The sequence below is a fragment of the Nocardioides eburneus genome (assembly GCF_040838215.1).
In the GTDB taxonomy this organism is placed as follows: Bacteria; Actinomycetota; Actinomycetes; order Propionibacteriales; family Nocardioidaceae; genus Nocardioides; species Nocardioides eburneus.
The window spans coordinates 34,129-58,959 of sequence record NZ_JBFPJR010000019.1 but is presented as its reverse complement, the minus strand read 5'-3'; the positions used below and the strand labels follow the sequence as shown (position 1 = coordinate 58,959).

The 24,831-nt window shown below is 71.9% G+C and carries 24 protein-coding genes; 13 read left to right on the top strand and 11 right to left on the bottom strand.

Going from position 1 to position 24,831, the window contains the following annotated elements:
* Window position 1 precedes the first annotated feature (1 nt).
* From AB3X52_RS12100 to AB3X52_RS12090, 3 genes are read left to right on the top strand one after another with little or no spacing between them, the layout of a single operon-like run.
* The gene (locus AB3X52_RS12100; protein ID WP_367994336.1) at window positions 2–433 is read left to right on the top strand and encodes a Zn-ribbon domain-containing OB-fold protein; all 432 of its coding nucleotides are present in this window, start codon (window positions 2–4) and stop codon (window positions 431–433) included.
* Entirely contained in the window at window positions 417–2,141 is a 1,725-nt protein-coding gene (locus AB3X52_RS12095) for a thiamine pyrophosphate-binding protein (protein ID WP_367994335.1), read from the top strand. Before AB3X52_RS12100 ends, AB3X52_RS12095 begins: the two co-directional genes overlap by 17 nt.
* Window positions 2,138–2,977 carry an SDR family NAD(P)-dependent oxidoreductase gene (locus AB3X52_RS12090; protein WP_367994334.1) on the top strand — a complete coding sequence of 280 codons (840 nt, stop codon included), beginning with the start codon at window positions 2,138–2,140 and terminating at the stop codon, window positions 2,975–2,977. The genes AB3X52_RS12095 and AB3X52_RS12090 overlap by 4 nt, the downstream gene beginning before the upstream one ends.
* A gap of 64 nt (window positions 2,978–3,041) precedes the next feature.
* Here the strand turns inward: AB3X52_RS12090 and AB3X52_RS12085 are convergent, their stop codons facing one another.
* Genes AB3X52_RS12085 through AB3X52_RS12060 form a run of 6 tightly spaced genes read right to left on the bottom strand, consistent with a single transcriptional unit; the run spans window position 3,042 to window position 7,728 of the window.
* Window positions 3,042–3,860, bottom strand: a complete 819-nt coding sequence (locus AB3X52_RS12085) for an alpha/beta fold hydrolase (RefSeq protein WP_367994333.1) — start codon at window positions 3,858–3,860, stop codon at window positions 3,042–3,044.
* Between the two features lie 24 nt (window positions 3,861–3,884).
* On the bottom strand, window positions 3,885–4,835 hold the full coding sequence (locus AB3X52_RS12080) for a fumarylacetoacetate hydrolase family protein (RefSeq protein WP_367994332.1): 951 nt from the start codon (window positions 4,833–4,835) through the stop codon (window positions 3,885–3,887).
* Window positions 4,832–5,719 carry a DODA-type extradiol aromatic ring-opening family dioxygenase gene (locus AB3X52_RS12075; RefSeq protein WP_367994331.1) on the bottom strand — a complete coding sequence of 296 codons (888 nt, stop codon included), beginning with the start codon at window positions 5,717–5,719 and terminating at the stop codon, window positions 4,832–4,834. Before AB3X52_RS12075 ends, AB3X52_RS12080 begins: the two co-directional genes overlap by 4 nt.
* A complete protein-coding gene (locus AB3X52_RS12070) occupies window positions 5,719–6,156 on the bottom strand; it encodes a hypothetical protein (protein ID WP_367994330.1) in 438 nt (145 codons plus the stop codon). The genes AB3X52_RS12075 and AB3X52_RS12070 overlap by 1 nt, the downstream gene beginning before the upstream one ends.
* A gap of 5 nt (window positions 6,157–6,161) precedes the next feature.
* On the bottom strand, window positions 6,162–6,485 hold the full coding sequence (locus AB3X52_RS12065; protein WP_367994329.1) for a 2Fe-2S iron-sulfur cluster-binding protein: 324 nt from the start codon (window positions 6,483–6,485) through the stop codon (window positions 6,162–6,164).
* A 55-nt stretch (window positions 6,486–6,540) separates the two neighbouring features.
* A complete protein-coding gene (locus AB3X52_RS12060) occupies window positions 6,541–7,728 on the bottom strand; it encodes a cytochrome P450 (protein WP_367994328.1) in 1,188 nt (395 codons plus the stop codon).
* 122 nt (window positions 7,729–7,850) lie between these two features.
* Between AB3X52_RS12060 and AB3X52_RS12055 the strand changes: the two genes are divergently transcribed.
* A complete protein-coding gene (locus AB3X52_RS12055; protein WP_367994327.1) occupies window positions 7,851–8,777 on the top strand; it encodes a LysR substrate-binding domain-containing protein in 927 nt (308 codons plus the stop codon).
* A 1-nt stretch (window position 8,778) separates the two neighbouring features.
* Here AB3X52_RS12055 and AB3X52_RS12050 read toward each other — a convergent pair whose 3' ends face one another.
* Window positions 8,779–9,378, bottom strand: a complete 600-nt coding sequence (locus AB3X52_RS12050; RefSeq protein WP_367994326.1) for a carboxymuconolactone decarboxylase family protein — start codon at window positions 9,376–9,378, stop codon at window positions 8,779–8,781.
* Window positions 9,379–9,537: 159 nt separating this feature from the next.
* On the opposite strand from AB3X52_RS12050, the gene AB3X52_RS12045 reads away from it, so the two are divergent.
* Window positions 9,538–10,779: an NAD(P)/FAD-dependent oxidoreductase gene (locus AB3X52_RS12045; RefSeq protein ID WP_367994325.1), complete on the top strand. Its 1,242-nt coding sequence runs from the start codon at window positions 9,538–9,540 to the stop codon at window positions 10,777–10,779.
* A gap of 95 nt (window positions 10,780–10,874) precedes the next feature.
* The gene (locus AB3X52_RS12040; RefSeq protein WP_367994324.1) at window positions 10,875–11,822 is read left to right on the top strand and encodes a zinc ribbon domain-containing protein; all 948 of its coding nucleotides are present in this window, start codon (window positions 10,875–10,877) and stop codon (window positions 11,820–11,822) included.
* Window positions 11,823–11,849: 27 nt separating this feature from the next.
* On the opposite strand, the gene AB3X52_RS12035 is transcribed toward AB3X52_RS12040, so the two are convergent.
* The gene (locus AB3X52_RS12035) at window positions 11,850–12,494 is read right to left on the bottom strand and encodes an N-acetylmuramoyl-L-alanine amidase (protein ID WP_367994323.1); all 645 of its coding nucleotides are present in this window, start codon (window positions 12,492–12,494) and stop codon (window positions 11,850–11,852) included.
* Between the two features lie 482 nt (window positions 12,495–12,976).
* On the opposite strand from AB3X52_RS12035, the gene AB3X52_RS12030 reads away from it, so the two are divergent.
* Window positions 12,977–14,413, top strand: coding sequence for a hypothetical protein (locus AB3X52_RS12030; RefSeq protein WP_367994322.1), 1,437 nt, complete (start codon window positions 12,977–12,979; stop codon window positions 14,411–14,413).
* A gap of 5 nt (window positions 14,414–14,418) precedes the next feature.
* Here AB3X52_RS12030 and AB3X52_RS12025 read toward each other — a convergent pair whose 3' ends face one another.
* On the bottom strand, window positions 14,419–14,904 hold the full coding sequence (locus AB3X52_RS12025; protein WP_367994321.1) for a hypothetical protein: 486 nt from the start codon (window positions 14,902–14,904) through the stop codon (window positions 14,419–14,421).
* A gap of 34 nt (window positions 14,905–14,938) precedes the next feature.
* Window positions 14,939–16,417 (bottom strand): aminopeptidase P family protein, encoded by a 1,479-nt coding sequence (locus tag AB3X52_RS12020; RefSeq protein WP_367994320.1) that lies wholly within the window; start codon window positions 16,415–16,417, stop codon window positions 14,939–14,941.
* A 71-nt stretch (window positions 16,418–16,488) separates the two neighbouring features.
* Between AB3X52_RS12020 and AB3X52_RS12015 the strand changes: the two genes are divergently transcribed.
* The 6 genes from AB3X52_RS12015 to ettA all read left to right on the top strand — a co-directional run bounded on the left by AB3X52_RS12015 (window position 16,489) and on the right by ettA (window position 24,087).
* Entirely contained in the window at window positions 16,489–17,664 is a 1,176-nt protein-coding gene (locus AB3X52_RS12015) for a PrsW family intramembrane metalloprotease (protein ID WP_367994319.1), read from the top strand.
* Entirely contained in the window at window positions 17,661–19,424 is a 1,764-nt protein-coding gene (locus AB3X52_RS12010; RefSeq protein ID WP_367994318.1) for a dynamin family protein, read from the top strand. Before AB3X52_RS12015 ends, AB3X52_RS12010 begins: the two co-directional genes overlap by 4 nt.
* A gap of 61 nt (window positions 19,425–19,485) precedes the next feature.
* Entirely contained in the window at window positions 19,486–21,135 is a 1,650-nt protein-coding gene (locus AB3X52_RS12005; protein ID WP_367994317.1) for a YfjP family GTPase, read from the top strand.
* Between the two features lie 3 nt (window positions 21,136–21,138).
* A complete protein-coding gene (locus AB3X52_RS12000) occupies window positions 21,139–21,549 on the top strand; it encodes a rhodanese-like domain-containing protein (RefSeq protein WP_367994316.1) in 411 nt (136 codons plus the stop codon).
* Window positions 21,550–21,700: 151 nt separating this feature from the next.
* Window positions 21,701–22,315 (top strand): single-stranded DNA-binding protein, encoded by a 615-nt coding sequence (locus tag AB3X52_RS11995; RefSeq protein ID WP_367994315.1) that lies wholly within the window; start codon window positions 21,701–21,703, stop codon window positions 22,313–22,315.
* An 89-nt stretch (window positions 22,316–22,404) separates the two neighbouring features.
* Complete coding sequence (gene ettA, locus AB3X52_RS11990; protein WP_367994314.1) at window positions 22,405–24,087, top strand: energy-dependent translational throttle protein EttA; 1,683 nt, start codon at window positions 22,405–22,407, stop codon at window positions 24,085–24,087.
* A 169-nt stretch (window positions 24,088–24,256) separates the two neighbouring features.
* Here ettA and AB3X52_RS11985 read toward each other — a convergent pair whose 3' ends face one another.
* Entirely contained in the window at window positions 24,257–24,742 is a 486-nt protein-coding gene (locus AB3X52_RS11985; protein ID WP_367994313.1) for a MarR family winged helix-turn-helix transcriptional regulator, read from the bottom strand.
* Between the last annotated feature and the right edge of the window lie 89 nt (window positions 24,743–24,831).

Here is a 24,831-nt window from a genome sequence, read left to right as displayed (position 1 = left end):
GATGAAGCTGCTGCCTGAACGGTCCGAGCTGACCAAGCCCTACTGGGACGCCCTGCACGAGGGCCGCCTGGTCGCCCAGGAGTGCGCCGACTGCGGACACCTCCAGCATCCGCCACTGCCGCGCTGCGGAGCGTGTCACTTTGACGATCTGTCCTGGCGGGACCTCGCCGGCACGGGCACGATCTACAGCTACACGATCGTCCACCACGCCGCGCACCAGGCGCTCGCCGACAAGGTGCCGTACGCCGTCGGGCTCGTCGAGCTCGACGAAGGACCGCGCGTCGTGGCCGACTTCCTCGGCGACCTCGACGCCGTCCTCGTCGGCGCCCGCGTCGAGGCGCGGTTCGAGGCCGTCACCGACGAGATCTCCCTGGCCCACTTCGCCGTGTCGGGCCCTCCGCCTCACGAGGACGGCCGTGCCGTCGCCGTCTGAGCCGGAGGAGTCGGCCATGGTCAACGGCGGTGAGCTCGTCGTACGAACGCTGCAGGCGGCCGGGGTCACGACTCTCTTCGGGCTTCACGGCGCGCACACCGACACCGTCTTCCAGGCGTGCCGGGACCACGAGCTCAGAGTGGTCGACACCCGACACGAGGCCAGCGCCGGACACGCGGCCGAGGGATATGCGCGGGCCGGCCGTCGGCTCGGGGTCGCGCTCGTCACCGCGGGAGGCGGCTTCACCAACGTGGTCACCTCCCTCGCGAACGCCTGGCTGGACCGGACGCCGGTGCTCTATCTCACCGGCTCCGGCCCGTTGGACGGCGACGAGACCAACACGCTGCAGGCGGGCATCGACCAGGTCGCGGTGGCGGCGCCGATCACCAAGTGGGCGCACAGGGTGACCCGCACCGACCAGATCCCACGCCTGGTGGCGCAGGCGATCCGGATCGCCCTGACGGGGCCGCGGGGGCCCGTCCTGCTCGACATCCCGTGGGACGTCCTCACGGCGGAGGTCGAGGACGACGTCGCGAGCGACCTGCTGAGCCTCGGCCTCAACCTGCCGCGGGCGGAGACCAGGCCCGCGCCGGAGGAGGCCGGGGAGGCGGTGCGGATGCTCGCGGCAGCCTCCCGGCCGGTGGTGGTCGCGGGCTCCGAGCTCCAACGCTCGCCGAGTGGTGTCGCGGCACTGCGCCGGCTGACCGAGATGACCGGGATCCCGGTCTTCGCGGACTTCGAGGGCATGGCGGCGATCGCCGAGACAGGGGAGAGCTACGCCGGTCTGGTGCAGGGGCTCCAGACCTTCGGCGGCCAGGATGAGGCGCCCGACGTGGTGCTCATGCTGGGCGCACGCTTCGGGTTGAACACCGGGCACGGCACCGGAGCGCTGGTGCCACTCACGGCGCGGGTCATCCAGGTCGACCCGGATGGACGCGAGCTCGGCCGGCTCCAACAGGTGGCGCTGCCGATCCACGCGGACGCGGGCGGTGCCTGTGCCGCGCTGGTCGAGGCCGCCGCGGAGCTGCCGTGGCCGGACCGGGCGGCCTGGCGTGCTCGCGTGCGGGAGCTCGTCGACAGGCGCCGGACGGTGGTCGCCGAGGCCGCGCACGAGGACCAGCCGATCCATCCGTTCCACGCGGCAGAGGCCATCGCCGGTCGTCTCGGCCCCGAGCACGTGGTCGTCGCCGACGGCGCGCTCACCTACCTGTGGCTCAGCGAGGTCATCAGCCGGTCGCGCCCGGCGGCGTTCCTGTGCCATGGCTATCTCGGCTCGATGGGGGTGGGGACCGGCACAGCGCTCGGCGCGGCCGCGGTCGCCGGTGAAGGCCGCCGGACGGTGCTGGTGACCGGGGACGGCGCGATCGGCTACGCCATCGCCGAGTTCGACACCATGGTCCGCCACCGGCTCCCGGTCGTGGTCGTGGTGGTGAACAACCGCAGCTGGGGAGGCACGCTGCACTACCAGATGCTGCTCGCGGGGCCCGACCGCATCACGAACACCCGGCTCGAGAACGGCGCCTACGAGCAGGTGGCCGAGGCCTTCGGCGCCGAGGGCTACTACGCGACCAGTCTCGACGAGCTCGACAAGGCGCTCGAGCGAGCCCTGGCGCGCGACGTGCCGGCGTGCATCAACGTCGTCGTCGGCGTCGAGCCCGTGCCGCCCGAGGAGCAGATCCTCATCGGACGGGACCCGTTCGCCTCGTGAGCACCTCGCCGACGACCCGGGCCGACGTGGCGCAGGGGACGCCCTCTCCGGCGGCAGCACCCGCATGCCCCCCTCTCCTCGACGACCGCGTCGTCGTCGTGACGGGCGGGGCCAACGGCATCGGCCGGGGCATCGCCGTCTGCGCGGCGCGGCACGGGGCGCGTGCCGTGGTCGTCGCGGACCTCACCTGCGATCCGGCCGGCGGGGGAGCGACGACCGTCGATCTGGTGGCGCAGGCAGGCGCCCAGGGCGTCTTCTGCGCCACCGATGTCACCGATCGACCAGCACTCGACGCCCTCATGCGGGTCTGTGCCGAGCTCGGTGGAGCAGACGTCGTGTGCGTCAACGCGGGCATCGCGGTGCCGGGTGACGGCGCCGACATCTCGGGCGAGGACTTCCACCGGCTCGTCGGCGTGAACCTCGACGGAGCGCTCGCGACGGCGCAGGCCGCCGCCGCGCAGATGCGCACACGCGGCGTCGGCGGCGCCATCGTGTTCACCTCGAGCATGGGTGGCCTGCGCGGCGGTGCCGCCACGGTCGGCTACTCCACGACCAAGGGTGGGATCGGGATGATGACGGCGTCGCTGGCGGCGGCTCTCGGCCCTGACGGTATCCGGGTCAATGCCGTCTGTCCGGGGATCATCGAGACCGATCTTCTCCGGTCGTCGCCGGCGCTGCAGCCGACCGTGGCGCCCCTGGTCGGACGGACGCCGCTGCGCCGGATGGGTGCGCCGGACGAGGTGGGGGAGGCGGTCGCCTGGCTCGCCTCGGAGCGAGCCGCCTTCGTGACCGGCGTGTGTCTGCCGGTCGACGGTGGCCTCACGGCCGTGATCTGAGCGACGACCGGTCGTCTCGTCGACCCGGCCGGCCGCGTCGCGCTCGTCGCGGGGCGCCTCGCAGTCACCGGTCAGGCGTCGTCACCGATGGCGCCCCGGCAAGCTGCACCAGGAAGCCGCGCAGGGCGCGCTCGAACTCGTCAGGCCGCTCGAGGCACATGACATGGCCGGCCGCCGGCACCGTCACGTGGGCCGCGCGCGGCACACGGTGCGCGATCAGCGACCCGATCTCGCGGTAGCCGTCGACGTCGAGCTCGCCGTTGACCACGAGCGTCGGCGTCTCGACCATGCCGAGCCGGTCGGCCACGGCGGGAAGTGGCGGCGTCACGGGCGCCCCACGCCACTGGTGGGCCGGGAAGGAGGCGACCATCTGCTCGAGAGCGGCGCGCGCAGGCGGATACGCCCGGGTCGAGGCGAAGACCGGATGGTCCAGCCAGAACCGTCTGGCCGCCTCGACGCCGTGGCGTGCGGCCACGGCGAGCGCGGCCTCCGGAGGACGCTCCTGGGACCACTGGTGACCGGGCAGTCCCGGCGAGGCGAGCACGAGTCCGTCGACCCGGTCGGGGTGGTCCAGCGCCGCGGCGAGTGCGACGTTGGCACCGAGCGACAGGCCGACGAGGGTCGCACGCTCGATCCCCAGGTCGTCGAGGAGTACGACGAGGTCCGCGACGTGCCCTCGGCCCAGGGCCGGCGGGGTCGACGCCCCGAACCCACGAAGGTCGTAGCGGACGACTCGGTAGCCGTCGGACAGCGCAGGAAACAGGGGGTTCCAGAGCCTCCGGTCGAAGGAGAACCCGTGGAGGAGCACCACGGCGGGCCCGGCTCCGGCCTCCTCGCAGGCGAGGGCGCCGTCGGGGACCTGCACGCGTCGCGATGCCGTCATGTCAGTCTCGTGTCACGTCCGGCCTCAGCCGAGCTCGACGGGGTTGCTGAGCTCCCCGATGCCGGTGATGCTGACGGAGATCGGGCCACCGAGCGTGGCCAGGTCGACGTTCTGCACCGCCGACCCGGCTCCCGAGGGTTTCAGCGCCGTGCCCATGGCGATGATGTCGCCCGGTTCGAGCGTGGAGTAGCTCGAGAGGAAGGACAGGACGTCGGCCACCTTGTGCTTCAGGTTCGCGGTGCTGTCCTTGGTCACCACGCGCCCCTGGTGGGTGCACTGGATGGTCAGGTCGTGCGGATCGGGCACCTCGTCACGGGTGACGATCCACGGACCGATCGGCCCGAACGTGTCGGCACCCTTGTATCTGCCCGGATAGCTCACCCAGGTGTCGACGTAGCGGATGGCCGTGGCGTCGCCCGGGCGCTCGGGGTCGGGATGGATCGCGCGGTAGTGGAAGGTGTCCTCGGCGCGCATCGTGGGCGAGGTCAGGTCATTGATGATCGTGTAGCCGAAGACGTGGTCCAGGGCGTCCTCTCGTGCGATGTCGCGGCCGCCGCGCCCGATGACGACCGCCAGCTCCGGCTCGGGATGGACACGGCCGTACTCCGGCCGGATCCGGATCGGCTGCTGGTGACCGACGAGGGACGTCGTGGGCTTGGGGAAGGTGGCCGGGTGCTCCGGACCGCTCATGATGCGGTCCTTGTTGGCGCTGTTGTTGAGCGCCACGCAGACGACCTTGCCGGGGCGTGGCACCGGCGGGAGCCAGGTCAGGTCGTCCATCGGCTCCGCGGCGACGCCCTCTGCGCCGGCGCGCTCGACCGCCTCCTCGACACGCGGCCGCCAGCGCGGCCAGTCGGCGGCGAGCTCGCCGACGCCGGGAAGGGTCGCCGGCAGCAGCACCGCGAGGTCGCCCGGGTCGTCCAGCAGGACGACGACGCGCTCGCGGCCGTCGATCGCGGCGGTTCCGATCTTCATGAGCTCTGCTCCTCCATCGATGGGTCCAGGTGTGCGGCGACGTCGGGCTCGGCCATGACCAGGGCGCCGCAGCCGGTGATCTGGGGGACGGTGTGGAAGCTGTAGAGCGACCTCGCCTCGTCCGAGAGAGCGGCGCGCATGGTGAACCACAACGAGAGCTCGGCCGCCTCGGTCCCGCCGTACCGGACGTACTCCTCCCGGGGAAGCGCGACGAGCTCGTCGAGACGGGTCGGCAGGGTCTCGAGGAAGCGGCGGTCGAGGCGCTCGTTCGCCAGCCCGAACCGGCGGCCGCTGATCTGGTGGGACATGCCGCCGGTCGCGATGACGAGCACGCGGTCCTCGGTCGGCATCGCCTCGATCCCGGCGCGGAGCGCAGTCCCGAGGTTCCTCAGCCGGCGCTGGGTCGGCAGCGGCTGGCGGATCATGTTGACCGCGATCGGGGTCAGCGGCACCGGCCACTGTGGATCGGCGACATAGGGGAGCCAGGAGAAGATGCCGTGGTCGATCGCCAGGTCCTGGCTGACGGTCATGTCGAAGTCGTTCTCGACCAGGTGCTCGGTCAGGTGGATGCCCCACGTCGCGTCGCCGGGCAGGTCGGGCAGGTCTCGCAGGCCGAACCCTTCGTCCGCCTGCCGGAAGCCGTCGCCCACGCCGATCGCGAGCGTGGGGTAGTTGTCGAGGTCGAAGTAGTTGAGATGGTCGTTGTAGATGACGACCAGATGGGTGGGATCCAGGGCGGCCAGCAGTTCGCGCACGCGGGCGCAGCCGTCGTACCAGCGCCGCCAGCGCTCGTCGAAGTTCTCCCTCGTCCCCTTGGCCTTGTCGTACTCCACGCCCATCGAGGGCGAGTGGGAGATCCCGATCCCGCCGATCACCGTCGCCATCAGGGCATCCCCGCCGGCAGTCCGTCGACCATCCGCGGACAGGCCGATGCCAGCGCGTCCCGGTCGCAGCCGACGTTGTGTGCGCCGATGTCGAGGAGCGTCCCGCCGAGGGTGGCGCTGAGCTTGAGGACCGCCTGCAGATGCCCGCCCGCGAGGAGGAGTCCCGTCCAGTCCCGGCGCGCCACGAGGTCGCGCTGCTCGGCCGGAACGGCGAACAGCTTGAGGTAGGCGGACTCGTCCGCGAGGAACGCGGACCTGTTCGGCGCCGATCGCAGGCTGAGCGCGAACCTGTTCAGGCGCTGCCCGTCCAGCGCCCGTCGGGCGGTGAACGCGATGGTGCCGGGCTCGTCGAGATCGTCGGCCGGCGGATCGAGCGGGCGCCGGTGGGCGTCGCCGGCCGGCTCGCGGTCGCGGGGCGAGTCCGGTGTGGAGGACATGGCGCTCAGACCTGATACTCGGGAACCCGGACGGTGAGCCCGTCGTACCGCTCCTGCACCACCAGTTGACAGCTGAGGCGGCTCTGCTCCGTCCTGGGCGCCGCCGTGCAGTCGAGCATCTCGTTCTCGTCCTCGGAGATCTCGCCGAGGCTCGAGGAGTCCGGCGTGCTCACGTAGACGTGACAGGTGGCGCACATCGCCTGACCGCCGCACTCGGCGACGATCCCGGTGACGTCGTTGGCGATCGCCGCCTTCATGACGGTGGTCCCGGCCGGTGCGTCCACGACCGACGTCGATCCGTCGGCCTGGACGTAGGTGATCACGGGCATGCGAGGTGCTCCTTCAGATCGTCGTGTGTCACAGCGGTCGTGCGGCGTCGGGGAGTCAGGCGTCCCAGACGGCCGGCAGGTTCAGGACGCCCCGGAAGACCCAGCCGCCGAGCCGGACCGGGTCCTGCTCGTCCAACCGGAGGCCGCGAAGCCGTCGGAAGAGCGTGGGCAGCGCGATCTGGGCGACCTGCGCGCGTGCCGCCCAGGTGCCCAGGCAGAAGTGCGGCCCTCCGCCGAAGGCCACATGCGGTGCCGGTGGCCGGTCGATGTCGAACTCGTCGGGGCGCTCGAAGACGGTCTCGTCGCGGTTCGCGGACCCGGCGCACACGCCGAGCCGGGCGCCCGCCGGCAGGACCCGGCCGCCGAGCTCCACCTCCTGGGTGGTCTGCCGGGGATACATGCCGATCGGCGCGATCCACCGCACGGCCTCCTCGAAGACCCGACGCCACAGCGTCGGATCGGCCTCCACGGCGCGGCGTACCTCCGGGTGCGTGAGCGTCGCCCAGGCCGCCACACCGACGGCATCGCGGGGTTCGTTGAGCCCCCCGCCGATGAAGACCTTCACGTTCGCCCGGATCTCGTCAGGAGCCAGCGGCTCGTCGGCGTGCAGCATCGCGGAGATGACCGAGCCGTCCGGGTTGGCCTGCAGATACGGGATGACCGCGTCGATCGCCGCGTCGACGCCGAGGCTCGCAGCCTCGCATCGCGCCCATACGTCGGGGTCGTCCGCATAGTTGCCGGCCCCGTCGATGAGCGCCTGCGACCACGTCTGCAGATCCTGGTCCGCCACGTCACGCAGTCCCATGATCGCGGCCAGGTTCCGCGCCGAGAGCGGCCCGGCGAAGTCGCGGAAGAGATCGCCCGACCCGTTCTCGATGAAGCCGTCGATGAGATCGTCGGCGTTCTGCTGGAACCGCGGGGTCCAGTGCTCCTTGACGATCCTCGGCCGGAGCGCCGGCTCGGCGGCACGCCGGTCCCGGTCGTGGGCCGCGCCATCCTTCCGGAGCATGTTGTGCCCCATCACGCGCGTGACCAGCGAGCCCTGCTCGTCGGCGCTGAACATCTCCGGATGCGTGTCGACGAAGACGATGTCGCGGTGGCGGGTCACGAGGTAGCGACCGGCGGCGGGGATCCACGGGACAGGGTCGTGCTCCCGGAACCAGCGGAATGCCGGGTACGGGTCCTGGTAGAGCTCGTCGAGGGTCACATCCGCGCCCGCCGGCTCCTGATACGCCGTACTCATCGAGGCCTCCCGCTACGTCAGGCACCTTTGCCGCCCGTCGGCGAAAGGTCTTGTCAAGAACGTAATCTGTGTCACATTTGGCCTCAAACTTAAGTTCCTTACGAGAAACCTTGGTTGCGCTCATGAATGCGGTTCGCTACACACTGCGTCAGCTCGAGTACTTCGTCGCGGTCGCCGAGACCGGCACCATCACGACCGCCGCCGAGCGCTGCCATGTGTCGGCGCCGGGCCTCTCGTTGGCGCTCTCGGAGCTGGAGAAGGCGCTGTCCGTCCAGCTCTTCACGCGCCGCCGCGCGAAGGGCGCCGTGCTGACCACGGCGGGCCAGGCGGTCCTCGCGCATGCGCGGACCGTGCTGGTCGAGGCCGACGAGCTCCAGGAGAGCGCGTCGATGGAGGGCGGCCAGCTCTCGGGCAGCCTGACGGTCGGGTGCTACACGACCTTGGCGCCGTTCGTCATCCCTCGTCTGCTCACCGGCTTCACGGCCGCGCACCCCCGGGTCGATCTCTCCTTCGAGGAGTCGTCGCAACCGGTGCTCGAGCGCGATCTCATCAGCGGCTCGCTCGAGCTGGCGGTGATGTACGGACACGACCTGCACCCGCAGCTGGGGTTCCGGCCGATCAGCGCCCTACCGCCGTACGTGCTCCTCCCGATCGGACATCCGATGAGCAGGAAGCGGAAGGTCTCGCTGCGTGCGCTGTGCGAGGAACCGCTGATCCTCTTCGACGTCTCGCCGAGCACGGAGAACTTCCAGCGCACCATCGGCAAGCTCGGGATCGAGCCGAGGATCGGCTTCCGCACCGAGAGCTTCGAGCTTGTGCGCTGCCTGGTCGCGCGAGGTGTCGGGTATGGCGTGCTGTTCCAGCATCCCAAGACCGACGTGACCTACGACGGGGAGAGGCTGGTCTCCCGTCCCGTCCTGGAGGACCTCCCGGTGACGGAGATCGGCGTCGCCTACCTGGCGAGCCGTCGTCTGACGCAGCGCGCGCTCAGCTTCCGGGACTTCGCCGCCGCCGAGTTCACCGACGACGGCGTGGGCTACCCCGTGTAGCTCAGGGCCGCAGGACCTCGAGCGCGAGGGCGAGCATGCCGTAGTAGCCCACCAGCCAGGTCACCTCGGCGAGCCCCGCCTCGCCCAGGACGGCCGACGCCGCCGCGAAGGCGTCGTCGGCGAGCGCGCTGTCGCGGCGCAACGCGACCGCGACCTCGACGCAGGTGCGCTCCGCCTCGTCCAGGTCGTCGGGGATCTCGCCATCGAGGAGCTGCTGCAGCTGGGCGGGGTCGAGGCCGGCGGCGAGGGCCGCCTTCTCGTGCGCCCACCACTCGAAGTGGGAGCCGGCATGCGCCGCGACGACGAGGATCGCGAGCTCGCGACACCGGGGCGACAGCCGGCCGCGGAAGCGCAGGGCCGCGCCGACCTCCTGGACCGCCTCTCCGACCGACGGCTCGAGGAGCATCAGCCCGAACGGTCCGAGGAGGCGCCCCTCCGCGTCGGCGATCGGCACCACGCCCTGCTGGGACTTGCGCGGTCCCTGGGTGATCCGGTCGTACAACGCACGCTGCGCAGGGTCGAGGTCGTCCGGGCCGGGCACGGTGACGCGGTGGCTCGCCGGGGGCTCCGGCCGGCCGAGGATCGTCCGGGTGTCGTCCATCGTGAGGTTCCTCCGTCGCTGTGTCCGCTGGTGCTGCGTCGCGCTGGGGCGCCGCGGCCGGCAGCGTACGCGCCGCCGCCCAATGGCAACCCCGACTTAAGAACATCCATCCATACCAGTCCTTTTCTAAAGATTCGCCGTACGCCGAGACTGGGCCACGTGAACGCGGGAGTCGTCATCGTCGGAGCGGGTCAGGCCGGCTATCAGGTCGCAGCGTCGCTGCGTGAGGCCGGCTATCGCGAACCGATCGCCCTCGTCGGCGACGAGCCGAATGCGCCGTACGAGCGTCCGCCGCTGTCGAAGGCGTTCCTCACGGGTGAGGCCGCGGCGTCCGAGCTCGAGATCCGGCCGGCCCGCTTCTTCACCGATCGCGCCATCTGCACGGTGCTGGGTCGTCGGGCCGTCGGGGTCGACCGCGTCGCCCGCCGCGTGAGGCTGGACGACGGAACCGTCCTGGCGTACGCCCATCTCGTGCTGGCCACCGGAGCCCGCCCACGCATGTTGGCGATCCCGGGCCACGACCTTCCCGGTGTCCACACGTTGCGCACCCACGAGGATGCGGAGGCGCTGCGCGCTGCGCTCCGGGTCGCTCGCGACGTCGTCGTGGTGGGGGGTGGGTTCCTCGGGCTCGAGGTCGCCTCCGGTGTCGCGAAGCTCGGCAGCCACGTGACCGTCATCGAGGCCGCGCCGCGTCCGATGGCGCGCGCGGTGTCCCCGCCCACGGCTGACTGGTTCGCACAGGCGCACCGCACGGCGGGGGTTTCTCTCGAGCTCGGGACAACCATCGCTGAGGTCGTGGACGAGGGCGGGACGGTCGCTGGGGTGCGCACGGATGACGGTCGCGTGATTCCGGCCGACGTCGTGCTCGTGGCCGTCGGCGTCGCCGCGGAGGACGAGCTCGCGCGTGCCGCCGGTCTCGAGACGAGCAACGGCGTGGTTGTCGACGCCACGCTCACTACGAGCGACCCGCACGTCTCCGCGGTCGGTGACTGCGCGGCGTTCCCTTCCGGAGAGCATGGTGGGCTCATCCGGCTCGAGTCGGTCCAGAACGCGACCGACCACGGGCGGGCCGTGGCCGCCAGACTGACCGGGAGTCCGCAGGCCTACCGCGCCGTGCCGTGGTTCTGGAGCGAGCAGGGCACGTGGAAGCTGCAGATCGCCGGCATCGCGACGGGCGCCGACACCTTCGTCGTGCGCGGCGAGATGGGGACGGGCAGGTTCTCCGTCTTCTGCTTCCACGACGGGCGGCTGGTGGCGGTCGAGTCCGTGAACCGGCCGGCGGACCATGTCGCGGCGCGGCGGATGCTGGCAGGAGGGATGCTGCCCGGACCGGACGAGGTCCGCGACGAGCTGTTCGACGCGCGAGCATTCCTGAGTGCGCTCGCCGCAGGTCCGCGCTGACCCCGCGTCGCGCCGACTCGAGCGGTCCTCATCGACGCTGATGGCAACGGGGTCGGCCGGATACCCCCTGGGGTTGGCCGGGTTAGGGTGCTCCGGTGACTCAGCGCTTCTGCACCTCCTGTGGCCAGTCGGTCGACGGGATGAAGTTCTGCACGAGCTGCGGTACGCCGGTGGGCGACCCGACCGGTCCAGGGGCCGCGTCGCCCGGATCACCGCCGACGCCACCGTCGGGGCCACCATCGGGACCGCCGCCGTCGTGGACGCCGCCGGTCGCGCCTGCGCAGCAGGTCGCCCCGGCGCCGGCTCCGCACGACACGGCGGCCCGCGGTCTTCCACGGGTGCCGCCGGTGCCGTCGATGCCGCCCCAGGTCGCGCCCGCGGGTCCGCCGCGGCCGCCCCGACGGAGCGGCCGGGCAGGCTGGGCGATCGTCGGCGTCGTACTGGTGCTGCTCGTCGGGGGTGTCGCGTTCGGGCTCGGCTCGCTCGCCAACAGGCACGATGGCCAGTCCGGTGCGAGCACGCGCGTGTCCGTGCCGGCCGCTGGCTCGACCGCCCCGTCGACCTCGCCGTCGGCGAGCCCGTCGCCGAGCGACGGTCCGGACGCCAAGGTCGCGGCGAAGCTCTCCACCCTGCTGTCCGACTCGATCCGGAACAAGACCGACATCCAGGGTGCGGTCGCCGACCTCAACGCGTGCCGACGCATCGACCACGCGGTGAAGACGTTCGCCGACGCCGCGTCCTCGCGGAGCCGTCTGGTGACGAAGGCCCGGGCACTCGACGTCGATGCGCTCGCAGGGGCGGACCGCCTCGTCTCGGCGCTCACGCGGGCCTGGACGAGCTCGGCGGATGCAGACCGCGCGTTCGCGAACTGGGGACGTTCGATGCACAAGACGAAGAAGGGCTGCAAGGCCGACAAGGCCGCGCTGCGGCGGGCGACCCAGTTCAGCGTCGAGAGTCACGTGCCCAAGCGGGCCGCAGCGGCGGCGTGGAACCCGATCGCGCGAAAGTACGGCCTGCCGACGGTGGGCTGGAAGCAGCTCTGAGCCCGGTTCCCGGCCGACGACGTACGGCTACTGCTTGCCGAGGAACTCCGTCATCGCCACCGCGATCCGGTGCGCCGCCCGGCGCTGGAAGGCCGCGGAGGTGAGCAGCGCGGCGTCCTCGGCGTTGCGCATGTTGCCGCACTCGATCAGCAGTTGCGGCACCGTGGTGAGGTTGAGACCGGCGAGGTCATCGCGGGTGGTGAGCCCGTTGTCGCCGAGGTACGTCGAGACGGGCATGCCCGACCGCACGAACGAGTCCCGGAGCAGCCGCGCGTAGCGGCGTGACGGCCCGATGACGGCGTCGTTGACGCCGGACGGGACCGGCTGCAGGATGGCGAAGCCGCGTCCGGAGGCCGGGCCGCCGTCGGCGTGGATGTCGATGGCCACGTCGGCGTGAGCACGGTTGATGATCCGCGCGCGCCGGTCCACGCAGGGGCCGAGCCCGTCGTCGTTCGAGCGCGTCATCACGACCCGTGCACCGTGGCGGCGCAGCTCGGTGGCGAGGAAGCGCGCGACCGCGAAGTTGAACCGCGACTCCGGGTAGCCGTCGTCCGTCGCTGTGCCGGTCGTGTTGCAGTCCTCCTGCTCCCGGCCGTTCCAGACCTGGCGGGCGAGGAAGGCCGGGTCGGTGTGGTTGCGGCCGTTGTGGCCCGGGTCGATGCCGACCGTCACACCGGCGAGCGGTCGGGGCGGCGACGGAGGTGACGACACGGCTCCCGTCGCCGAAGGGGTTGTTCGCGTCGGTGTCGGCGCGGATGAGCGGGTGGTCGCGGAGGGAGCGTTCGGTCCGGGCGCACCGCCGCAGCCGGCGAGCAGCGCACCCGAGACGGCGAGAGCCACCGCGGCGACCGTACGCAGTCGCATCGGGCGCGGCATGGGTTTGCCCTCCTCGACCGGGGATACGGGGCGGCGGTCAGCCGATGTCGGTTCTCGATGTTAGAACAGGGCGACAGCCGATCCGACGCGGCCGGCTCGGCGGCGAAGGGAGGAGCGAGGTGACCCACTGCGTGGCCTGTGGCCAAGCGTTGCGGTCCGGTGACGCGTTCTGCCCGCGCTGTGGCCGGCCGTCGGCCACCACGGCGCCGCGGAGCGGACCTCCGGGCGCTCCTCCGGCCGGGCCACCACCCCCGGCGTGCGCCGCGAGGTCCGGTGGGTTGCCGCCCTGGGCGGCGAGGATCCTCCTCGGCCACTGGGGTGGCTCCGCGGTCGTCGCGACCACCACCGTGCTCACGTCCTTGCTGTTCTCGCTCCTCCTGGCGCTGGTCGGCCGCCAGAGCGGCATGGGTGTGCGCGACACCCTCACCGTCATGGCCGGCCTGATGACGGGTGCGTTCGGTGCCGACGTCCGTGGCAGCGTCCGCGGCGTCGGGGCCGACGTCGGTGCCTTCCCGCTCACGATCACGCTGCTGTCCCTCGGGCTGACGGTGATGGTGTTCCGCCGTGTGACGGCCGCCTATGCGTGCGCGAGCGACGCGGTCGTCGCTGCGGGCCGGGCCGCGCTCATGTCGGCGCTGGCGATGATGGTCGCCGCGCTCGTCTTCACGACCCGTTCCGACCAGACGCGGGTCGGCGCCAGTCCGGCGGGCGCGTTCTTCCTCACGCTCATCATCGTCCTCATGGTGCTCGGCCTGACCGTGCTGATGCGCCGTGACTGGCTCCGCGCGGGCGCGACCCGCGTGGTCCACGACTGGGTCAGGGCGCCGCTGCTCGGACTCGTCGCGATGCTTCTCCTGCTGCCCGTGGCCGGGGTCGTCGCGGCGCTGGCCGTGTTGCTGTTCGGTTCCGGCACCTCCGGCTACACCACGACGCTCACCGGCGAGCAGTGGCGCCTCATCGTCGTCAGCGCCATCGCCTACGCCGCCAACATCGGGCTGTGGACCCTGACCCTCGGCGCCGGCGGGAAGGTCGGCGTCTTCGGGCTCGAGCAGTTCCTCGACCTCATCCAGGGGATCTCCAGCTCGCTCGGTGGCGATGTCGGGGAGATCCCGCTGGGTGGCCGACTGACCTGGTTCACCGGCACGTTCCACGAGCCGGGACTGTGGGTCGCGGTGGTGCTCACGCCGCTCTGCCTGGCGCTCGCCGCCGTCATCGTGGTCCGCGCGGCCGGGTTCCGTTCCCGGAGCGACCGGACCGGCCCGGCCGCGCTCCGCGGCCTCACGCTCTGGCTGGTCTCGCTCCTCCTCGCGGTGCCCTTCGCGGTCCGTCTGGCCAACGTCCACACCCGCATCGACGGCCCGTTGGGGATCTCGCTCAGCCCGACGGTCGGTGCCTCCGGCGCCGGCGCCACGTTCCTGCTCGGCGCCTACGCGCTCGTGGCAGCGCTCGTCGTCGCGCTCGCGGCAGGGGCGCTCGACCGCCCGACGCTGCGGGCGTCGACCGCGGCGATCGGGCGCCGGCTGCCGCAGCAGGCCGCCGCGGCCTCGCCGAGGGCGTCCTACCTGCCCTCGGGCAGCCGGCAGCCGCCGCCACCACCCGGGGCGCGGCCACCGTCGTACGCGCCACCGCCGCACGCGCCACCTCGGCGGCCGGGGCCTGTCGGCCCTCCGCCGGGAGCGCCACCGCCTGGACCGCCGTCCCGCCCGGCGCCGTAGGTCGCTCAGGAGCGCGGGCGGCGCGCCTGGAGGATCACGCGCTCGCGCGCCGACCGTACGGCTGCGTGACCCACGGCGACGCCGGCCCCGGCGACGAGGAGCACCCAGAAGATCCAGGTGGCCCATTCGTTGCCCTCGACGAGCTCCCACGTCTCCTTCGCTGCGATGAGGAAGCCGCCGAGACCGACGAGCAACCAGCCCTGGGCCTTGTTGACGAAGCTCAGGAACGCCTCCAGGTCCTCGTCCGAGAGCCGGTCGACCACGGCACGCCGGAAGCGGTCCTGGCGCCGCCTGTTCACCAGGTAGGCCGCCGGCGGCAGCAGCCACCACCACGGCGAGAGCCGAGGAACGGGATCGACCTCGTGGGCGGCCGCGGCGATCCGGTCGCGCTCGACGTCCTCCTCGCGGAGCTCGAGCACGGCCTGGTAGACCGGTCCCGCGACCAGCAGCCACGCCCCGACGAACCCGCACCACAAGATCAGCTCGTGCATGTGGGCAGCGTAGGGCGCGCCGCGCTGCGTCAGGTCAGAGGTGCTGGCCCATCCAGGCCTCGACGTCCGCAACCGCGCGGGGGAGGGCGGCGGAGAGGTTCCGGCTGCCGTCGGCGGTGACGAGGATGTCGTCCTCGATGCGGATGCCGATCCCGCGGAGCTCCTCGGGGACGAGCAGGTCGTCCTCCTGGAAGTAGAGCCCGGGCTCGACGGTGAGGCACATTCCCTCGGCGAGGGTGCCGTCGACGTACGCCTCGGGGGAGGCCGCGGCGCAGTCGTGCACGTCCATGCCGAGCATGTGGCTCACGCCGTGGAGCGTCCAGCGGGAGTAGACCTTGCTGTCCTCGTCGAGCGCCTCCTCGACCGAGACCGGTAGCAGCCCGAGGTCGCCGAGACCGTGGGCGAGGACCTCGATCGCCGCATGGTGGGCGGCTCGGAAGGCGGCGCCCGGCCTCACCGCGGCGATGCCGGCCTCCTGTGCCTTCAGGACGAGCTCGTAGAGGTCGCGCTGGAGCGGCGTGTAGCTGCCGTCGATCGGGAGCGTGCGGGTGACATCGGCGGTGTAGAGGTTGTGGCCCTCCACGCCCATGTCGAGCAGGACCATCTCGCCGGGCACGATCGGCCCGGTGTTGTCGATCCAGTGCAGCGTCGTGGCGTGCTTGCCGCCGCCGACGATGGAGTCGTAGCCGAGGTCGTTGCCCATCGCCCGGGCGCGCCGGAAGAAGGTGCCCTCGATCCAGCGCTCGCCGTACTTCACGGCGTCGGCCCAGTCCTTCACACAGTCCTCGAAGCCGAGGGCGGTGATGTCACAGGCCTCCTGGAGTTCGCCGATCTCCCACTCGTCCTTGACCAGACGCATCTCGGCGACGACACGAGCGAGGTCCTCGTCGCGGGTCTCGTCACCGGGCACGAGGGCGTCGACGTGGGCCGACCGGCCGCGCAGCACGCGGGTCTTGGGGCCTCCCTTGAGGGCGCCCTCGAGCGCGTCGACGTGACGCACCTCGAGGCCGAGGGAGTCGCTGATCTCCTTGGCCGAGGGGCGGCGGCCGGCCCAGAGTTCGCCGTACATCCGGTCGCGGAAGAACTCGTCGGTCTCCCGGGACGAGCGCGGGCGCGCGTAGAGCACGGCCTCGCCGTCCTCGACGACGAGGACGGCATCGGAGGTCTGGTTGCCGGTGAAGAAGGTGTGCGCCGTGTCGGGCCGGAAGCGGTAGTCGGTGTCGTTGGCACGGACCTTGTAGCCGCCGGCGGGGATCACGAGCCGCTCGCCGGGGAAGGCCTCGGCCAGGCGCGCGCGCCGAGCGGCGGCGTACGGCGTGATCGGGTGCGCCGGGAGGTCGAGCTCACGGTCGCCCCAGCCCCGGCGCATGAACGCCGACCAGGCCTGCGGGACCGAGGGGTCGTGGCTCTCGGTCTGGGGGCTCGGCCTCAGCGACTCGCCGGCGGGCTCCTCCGACGTGACGCTCTCCGGGGGCACGGTCTCGGCAGGGGCGTGGCGGTCCTCGGCGCTCATGCGGCAAGCGTACGCCGGGGAGGCGCGCGCCTCACGCGGGAGAGAGGGCCACTGACCGATAGGCTGCGGCCATGGGGGTGGCTCGGCGGGATGCTCGACGAGACGGGCGCACGTTCACCATCGTGGTGAGCGTGCTGGTCGGTCTCGCGGCCGTGCCCGTCCTGGCCCTCGTCGTCCTCTCCGGTACGGCGAGCGCCGACGGCGCCCCCAGCTCGCCGGTCGCGCCGGTGCTGGGCATCCTGCTGGCCTCGATCCCGGTCGTGCCGCTCGTGCTCTGCTACCTCTGGCTGGACCGCTACGAGCCCGAGCCGAGGGTCCTGCTCGGGCTGGGACTGGCCTGGGGTGCCTGTGTCGCGTGCGCCGTCGCCGTCCTGGTCGAGGGCGTCGGCGGCTGGGTGACCGGGTGGAGCGACCGCGCCCAGCTCGCCGTCCTGGCCCCGTTCACCGAGGAGGCCTGCAAGGGCGTCTTCCTGGTGATGCTGCTGCTCTGGCGCCGCCACGAGCTTGACGGCGTGCTCGACGGGATCGTCTACGCCGGCATGGTCGGGATCGGCTTCGCCTTCACCGAGAACATCTTCTACCTCGCTGCGGCCTACAACGGCACCGACGCGATCACGCCCGACGGCAGCGCCCTCGACAGCACGGCGGTGCTCACCGGGACCTTCATCATGCGGTGTCTCTTCAGCCCGTTCGCGCACCCGTTCTTCACGGCGTTCACCGGGATCGGCGTCGGCATCGCCGTCGGCAGCCGCTCCGGCGTCGTACGCGTGCTGGCGCCGCTCGTCGGCTATCTGTGTGCCGGCCTGCTCCACATGTGCTGGAACGGCTCGACGGTCTTCGGGGTGGGCGGGTTCCTGCTCACCTACGTCGTCGTGATGCTGCCCGCGTTCGCCGGACTGGTGGTCCTGGCGATCTGGGCGCGCCGCTCCGAGCGCACCATGCTCGCCGCCTCGCTGGGGGACGCCGCCGACCGCGGCCTGATCCCCTACCTCGACGTGCCGTGGGTGGTCGACCTCGCTGCGCGCCGGATGGCCAGGCAGTTCGCCCGGCAGTACGGCGGCCCGGCCGGTGAGGCCGCGATGAAGGAGTACCAGCAGGCGGCGATCGAGCTCGGCTTCCTCCATTCCCGATACCTTCGCGGCACGGCCCCGCCCGACTTCGCCTCGCGTGGCAAGGAGTACGTCGCGAGAATCGGAGCCGTGCGTCCGAGAATCGCCTTCCCCGGACAGGTGGTAACGACCAGATGACATCCCCCGACCCTCAGGCCGAGGGCGACAGCAACCGCATGGTCACGGCGCTCGTGCGCCTCCATCGGGCGCTCCAGGACGTGACCCTGCCGCTCGACCTGGCCGATACGACGCAGCTGCGGCGTGCCCGCGGCGGGATGATCGACCAGCTCGAGGACTACGTCATCCCGCGGATGATGACGATCGACGCGCCCCTGCTGGCGGTCGTCGGCGGCTCGACGGGCGCCGGGAAGTCGACGCTGGTCAACTCGCTGGTCGGCACGCGCGTGACCGCACCCGGCATCCTGCGGCCGACGACGCGGTCGCCCGTGCTCGTCCACCACCCTGACGACGGGACCTGGTTCGGCCAGGATCGGCTGCTGCCCGAGCTGGAGCGGGTCGAGCACGCCACCAACGACCCCGGCGCCCTCCAGCTGGTCGCCTCCGACCTGATCAAGCCCGGCCTCGCGATCCTCGACGCGCCCGACGTCGACTCGGTCGAGGAGCAGAACCGTCTGCTCGCCGCGGAGCTGCTGGCCGCCGCCGACCTGTGGATCTTCGTCACCTCGGCCGCGCGCTACGCCGACCAGGTGCCGTGGGAGTTCCTCCGGCTCGCCGCCGAGCGCTCGACGGCGGTGGCGGTCGTCCTCGACCGGACGCCCGCCGACGCGGTGCAGACCGTGGCGACCCACCTGGCGCGGATGCTGGCCTCGCGCGGCCTCAAGGACAGCCCGCTCTTCATCGTCCACGAGGGCACGGTGAGCGACGACGGCCTGCTCCCCGCGGACAACGTGGCCGAGGTGCGCAGCTGGCTCGACATGCTCGCCGACGACGCGTCGGCCCGTCACGCGGTCGTGACACAGACGCTCGACGGCGCCGTACGCGCGCTGACGTTCGACGTCCACGCGGTGGCCGACGGTGCCACGGCGCAGGCCGAGGCCGCCGTACGCCTGCGGTCCGACGCCGACCTGGCCTACGACGAGGCGCTTCAGGGCATCATGAAGGCCACCGAGGACGGCACGCTGCTGCGCGGCGAGGTGCTGGCCCGCTGGCAGGAGTTCGTCGGCACGGGCGAGTTGCTGAAGTCGCTGGAGAACCGCGTCGGCAAGCTGCGCGACCGGGTCGTCGGCGCCATCAAGGGCAAGCCGCAGCAGGCCGACCGCGTCACCACGGCCGTCCAGGGCGGTCTGGAGCTCCTCATCCTCGAGCAGGCGGAGGCCGCCGCCGAGCGTGCCGAGGCGGCCTGGCAGATGACGGAGGCCGGCCGCGGGCTGCTCGCGGAGGGGCCCGCCGACCTCGGACGCGCCTCCCGGGCGCTGCGGCCGAGGGCCGAGCGCTCTGTCCGCGACTGGCAGCAGGACGTGCTCGACATGGTGCGCCAGGAGGGCCAGGAGAAGCGGACGACCGCGAAGTTCCTGGCGTATGGCGTGAACGGGCTCGGTGTCGCGCTCATGGTGGTCGTCTTCGCCAACACCGCCGGGCTCACCGGCGCCGAGGTCGGCATCGCCGGCGGCACGGCCGCGCTGGGGCAGAAGCTCCTCGAGGCGGTCTTCGGCGACCAGGCCGTCCGGTCGCTCGCCGCGCGGGCGCGCCAGGCGCTCGAGGCGCGTGTCACGGCGCTGATCGAGGACGAGCGGTCGCGTTATACGTCGCTGATCGACGCGCTCGACATCGACGTCGGCGCACCCGACCGGCTGCGCCAGGCCGCGCGCCGCGTCGACGACGCCCGCTTCGGCGTCCAGCGCAGCGTGACTCTCGGGCCCGAGGACGAGACACCCTAGTCTTGGCCACACACATCACACCGGACCGACCCCGATCACGGGACCGACGCAGAGGGAGAGCATGAGCGGGTTGCTCGAGGGAGCGAAGAGCCTGGTCACCAGGGGCGCCGACATCGGTGACCGTCTTGACGGGCTCTCCGCGGCGACGGACGCCGCGACCGGCCGCCTCGACGACGAGGTCGTCGAGCGCGCCCGGGGGACCGTCGAGCGAGCGGCCGGGCGCCTCAAGCTGTCGTCGGAGCACACGGTCGTCGGGATCGCGGGCGCCACGGGCTCGGGGAAGTCCTCCACGTTCAACGCGCTGACCGGGCTGGAGCTCTCGGCGGTCGGCGTGCGCCGTCCCACGACGTCATGGGCGACCGCCTGCGTCTGGGGCGCCGACGGCGCCCAGGAGCTGCTGGCGTGGCTCGGCATCCCCGACCGCCACCAGACGACGCGCGACTCCATGCTCGACACCCGCCGGGAGGGCCAGGAGCTGGAGGGCGTGGTCCTCCTGGACCTGCCCGACCACGACTCGACCGAGGTCTCCCACCACCTCGAGGTGGACCGGCTCGTCAGCCTGGCCGACATGCTGATCTGGGTCCTCGACCCGCAGAAGTACGCCGACGCGGCCATCCACGACCGCTACCTCGAGCCGTTGCGGACCCACGACGAGATCATGGTCGTCGTCCTCAACCACATCGACCGCGTCCCGGAGGACCGACGCGAGTCGATGCTCGCCGACGTACGCCGTCTGCTCGACAACGACGGTCTGCAGAAGGTCCCGGTCATCCCGGTCTCCGCCAAACTGGGCTGGGGGATCCCGGAACTCAAGCAGGAGATCGCCAAGCGGGTCTCCCAGAAGAAGGCCAACAAGTCCCGGCTCGAGGCCGACATCCGGGCGGCGGCGACGCAGCTCGGCGAGGCGTCGGGGGAGGGCAAGCCCAGGTCGCTGTCCAAGGCCCGCGTGGAGGCGCTCGACGACGCGTTCGCCGAGGCGGCGGGTGTGCCGACGGTCGTCGACGCGGTCGAGCGCTCGACCCGCACCCGGGCCGCCCGCGCCACCGGCTGGCCGCTGGTCTCCTGGGTCCTTGGGCTCCGTCCCGACCCGCTCAAGCGGCTCCACCTCGACCTCGGCGCCGAGGGCAAGGAGCTGGCCGGCCGGGCGAGGACGTCCCTGCCGGCGCCGACCGCGGTCGAGCGCGCCCGGGTCGACACCGAGGTCCGCACGCTCGCCGAGGAGGCCGGCGACGGTCTCGGCGAGCCGTGGCGCGACGCCATCCGGCGCGCGTCGGTGTCGAGGATGGACGATCTCTCCGACCGTCTCGACGCCGCGGTGGGAGAGGTCGACCTCGGGGTGAAGCGGCTCCCGGCCTGGGTCTCGCTGGTCCGCGTCCTGCAGTGGGTGCTCATCGGCGCGGCCGCCGTCGGTCTCGTCTGGACGGTGCTGCTCGCCGTGTCGGGGACGCTCGGTGACGACTCGACCCCGAAGGTCGCCGGCATCGCGCTGCCGCTCGCGCTCCTCCTCGGAGCCGTCGTGCTCGGCATCCTTCTGGCCCTCGTCTGCCGGGTGCTCGTCGCAGGGACGGCGCGCGCCCGGGCGGCCTCGGCCGACCACCGGCTCCGGGAGGCCGTCGGCGCCGTCTCGCGCGAGCTCGTCGTCGCGCCGATCGAGCAGGAGCTCGCTGCGCACAACACGCTCAAGCAGGGCCTTGCCAAGGCGCTGAAGTAGCCCATGACGTACGCCGACGTGGACGACCTGCTCCAGGCTGCGCGCTCGGGCATCACCCGGCTGAGCGCCCGCGCCGCGGCGGAGGCGGTCGCCCGCGGTGCGTTGATCGTCGACATCCGGCCGGAGTGGCAGCGCCGCGCCGACGGCGAGATCGCGGGCTCGGTGATCGTCGAGCGCAACCACCTCGAGTGGCGGCTCCACCCGTCCTCCGACGCGCGTCTGCCGCAAGCCCAGGAGGGGCAGGAGTGGGTGGTCGCCTGCCGCGAGGGGTATGCCTCGTCCCTCGCGACGGCGTCGCTCGTCTCGCTCGGCGTGCCGGCCTCTGACCTCGAGGACGGCGTGCTCGGCTGGAAGGCGGCCGGGTTGCCGGTCGTGCCCGGGCCGACCGGGGTCGAGCAGGTCGTCGCGGGCTGACGTCGTTCTCCGGAGTCAGTGGTCCGCCCGAGCGGCTCCATCCCTGGGAGTCGGGCCACCTGGTGTCCACAGGCACGGCTCATGCGTCCGTGTTCCACAGGCGAGGGATGAGGCAGCCGGGTTCGTCGGTGCCGGCGCGGAGTCTCGTGGTGTGCCCGCGACCGCGGGCGAGAACACCCACGAGGAGATCCTCATGACCGAGTCCATGATCACGCTGCAGGGCTTCGTCGGCGCCGAGCCGGTCCTGCGCATCGCCGGCGGCCATCCGGTCGCCAACTTCCGGGTCGCGTGCACGCCGCGCCGGCTCAACCGCACGACCGGCGCGTGGGCGGACGCCCCCACGCAGTGGTTCACCGTGAACGCCTGGCGCGTGCTCGGCGAGAACGTCGCCCGTTCGCTCCGCAAGGGCGACGCGGTCGTCGTCCACGGTCGGCTGAGCGCGCGGTCCTACACCAACAAGGACGGGCTCGAGGTCAACACGTTCGAGGTCGAGGCCAGCGTCGTCGGCCACGACCTCAACCGCGGCCTCACGCATCTGATCAAGAACGACCGGCGCGGGGCGGTCGAGCTGCCGGGCCGTGGGTTCGGTCGCGAGGCGGCGCGCGACGCCGTCGAGGCCGGAGACGACCGGGAGGCCGCGCTGGCGCAGGCCCAGGCCGACTGGGGCGGCCTGCCGCTCGACGAGCCGCCCGGCTTCGAGGCGCCCGTCGGCCCCGCTCCGGAGCGCTCCGAGGCCGAGGAGGGCGCCCCCGCGTCCGCCGCATGAGCGCCGGGCCGACCCGGGGCGCCGGCCTGCCGTCGTACGACGCCGGTCGGATGTGCCCCGGGCGGGCCCGCACCCTAGGCTTGGGTGCCATGGCGGACTACATCTTCACGCTGCGCAACGTGCGCAAGGCCCACGGTGACAAGGTCGTTCTCGACAACGTCACCCTGTCGTTCCTCCACGGCGCCAAGATCGGCGTCGTCGGCCCCAACGGCACGGGCAAGTCGTCGCTGCTGCGGATCATGGCGGGTCTCGACCACGCCAACAACGGTGACGCCATCCTCGACCCCGAGGCCACGGTCGGGATGCTCCAGCAGGAGCCGCCGCTGACGGAGGGCAAGACCGTCCTGGAGAACATCAAGGAGGCTGTGGAGGCGATCAGCTCGAAGCTCGACCGCTACAACGAGATCTCCGAGCAGATGGCCGACCCCGACGCCGACTTCGACACCCTGCTCGCCGAGATGGGCGACCTGCAGACCGACCTCGACCATGCCAACGCCTGGGACCTCGACTCCCGTCTCGACCAGGCGATGGACGCGCTGCGCTGCCCGCCGCCGGACGCGATCGTCGACAACCTCTCCGGTGGTGAGCGTCGCCGCGTCGCGCTCTGCAAGCTGCTGCTCCAGCAGCCCGACCTGCTGCTCCTCGACGAGCCGACCAACCACCTCGACGCCGAGTCGGTCCAGTGGCTGGAGGGCCATCTGAAGTCCTACCCGGGCGCCGTCCTGGCGATCACCCACGACCGCTACTTCCTCGACAACGTCGCCGAGTGGATCCTGGAGCTGGACCGGGGCAAGACCCACCCCTACGAAGGCAACTACTCCACCTACCTGGAGACGAAGAAGGAGCGCCTCAAGATCGAGGGGCAGAAGGACGCCAAGCGGGCCAAGATGCTGGAGAAGGAGCTTGAGTGGGTCCGCTCCAACGCCAAGGCCCGACAGACGAAGAGCAAGTCCCGCCTCGCGCGCTACGAAGAGCTGGCGGCCGAGGCCGAGCGCAGCCGCAAGATCGACACCGCCGAGATCAACATCCCGGCCGGCCCGCGCCTGGGCGACGTCGTCCTCGAGGCCAAGAAGCTCACCAAGGGCTTCGAGGACCGCACGTTGTGGGACGACATCTCATTCACCCTGCCGCGCGCGGGCATCGTCGGTGTCGTCGGCCCCAACGGCGTCGGCAAGACGACGCTCTTCCGGATGATCACCGGCAACGAGGAGCCCGACGCGGGCTCGCTCACGGTGGGTCAGACGGTGAAGATCTCCTACGTCGACCAGAGCCGCGGCGGCATCGACCCGAACAAGAACGTCTGGGAGGTCGTCTCTGACGGGCTCGACTTCATCAAGGTCGCCAACTTCGAGATGAACAGCCGTGCCTACGTCGCAAGCTTCGGGTTCAAGGGCCCGGACCAGCAGAAGAAGGCCGGCGTGCTCTCCGGCGGTGAGCGCAACCGGCTCAACCTCGCGCTCACGCTGAAGATGGGCGGCAACCTGCTGCTCCTCGACGAGCCGACCAACGACCTCGACGTCGAGACCCTGTCCAGCCTCGAGGACGCGCTCCTCGACTTCCCGGGCTGCGCCGTGGTCACGTCCCACGACCGGTGGTTCCTCGACCGGATCGCGACCCACATCCTCGCGTGGGAGGGCACCGACGAGGAGCCCGGCAACTGGTTCTGGTTCGAGGGCAACTTCGCCTCCTACGAGGAGAACAAGATCGAGCGCCTCGGTGTCGAGGCCGCGCGCCCCCACCGCGTCACCCACCGCCGCCTCACCCGCGACTGAGGACGGCCCGCGTCTGCCCGGCTGAGCGCGCCGACCCGACCGTCCGACGTGTCACCGTGACACCTCGGACGGTCGGTGACATTTCCGGGCTATCACCGGTGACCTCAACGGTCACCGTGACACGTTGCCGCCGGGCGATCGACGGCCCGTGGCGAAACGCGCCGGGGAATCAGGCGTCGCGCATCTCGATGGACGGCCGGTCTCCGACCAGGTGGTCGGAGACGGCGTCCATGACGCGCCCGAGGGCGGCGAAGTCCTCAGTGCTGGCGAGGTCGACGAGATGCCGGCGTACGGCGGAGACGTGACTCGGCGCGGCGCGCACGAGCAGGTCCATGCCCGCGTCGGTGAGGGTCGCGACGACGCCGCGACCGTCCTCGATCGAGGTGCGACGCTCGACGAGTCCGGCCTTCTCCATCCGGGTGATGGTGTGGGTGACGCGGGACCGCGAGTGGGCCATGGCGTCGGCGAGCTGGGCCATGCGCATCGCGCCGTTGTTCTCCGAGAGCCGGACGAGGATCTCGTACTCCGCCAGCGAGATGTCGAACTCGGCGCGCAGGTCGGAGTCGAGTCGGTCGTTGAGCAAGGTCATGCCCATGACCAGGGCGCGCCACGACCGTTGTTCGCCCGCATCCAGCCATCTCGTCCCGTCCGCCACGCGGAACAGGATAGGACGCGCAGAGCCGGAAGCGGCCCCCGCCTCCGGGAGGCGGGGGCCGCGAGGGTCGCGGTCGGCGGTCAGGCTTC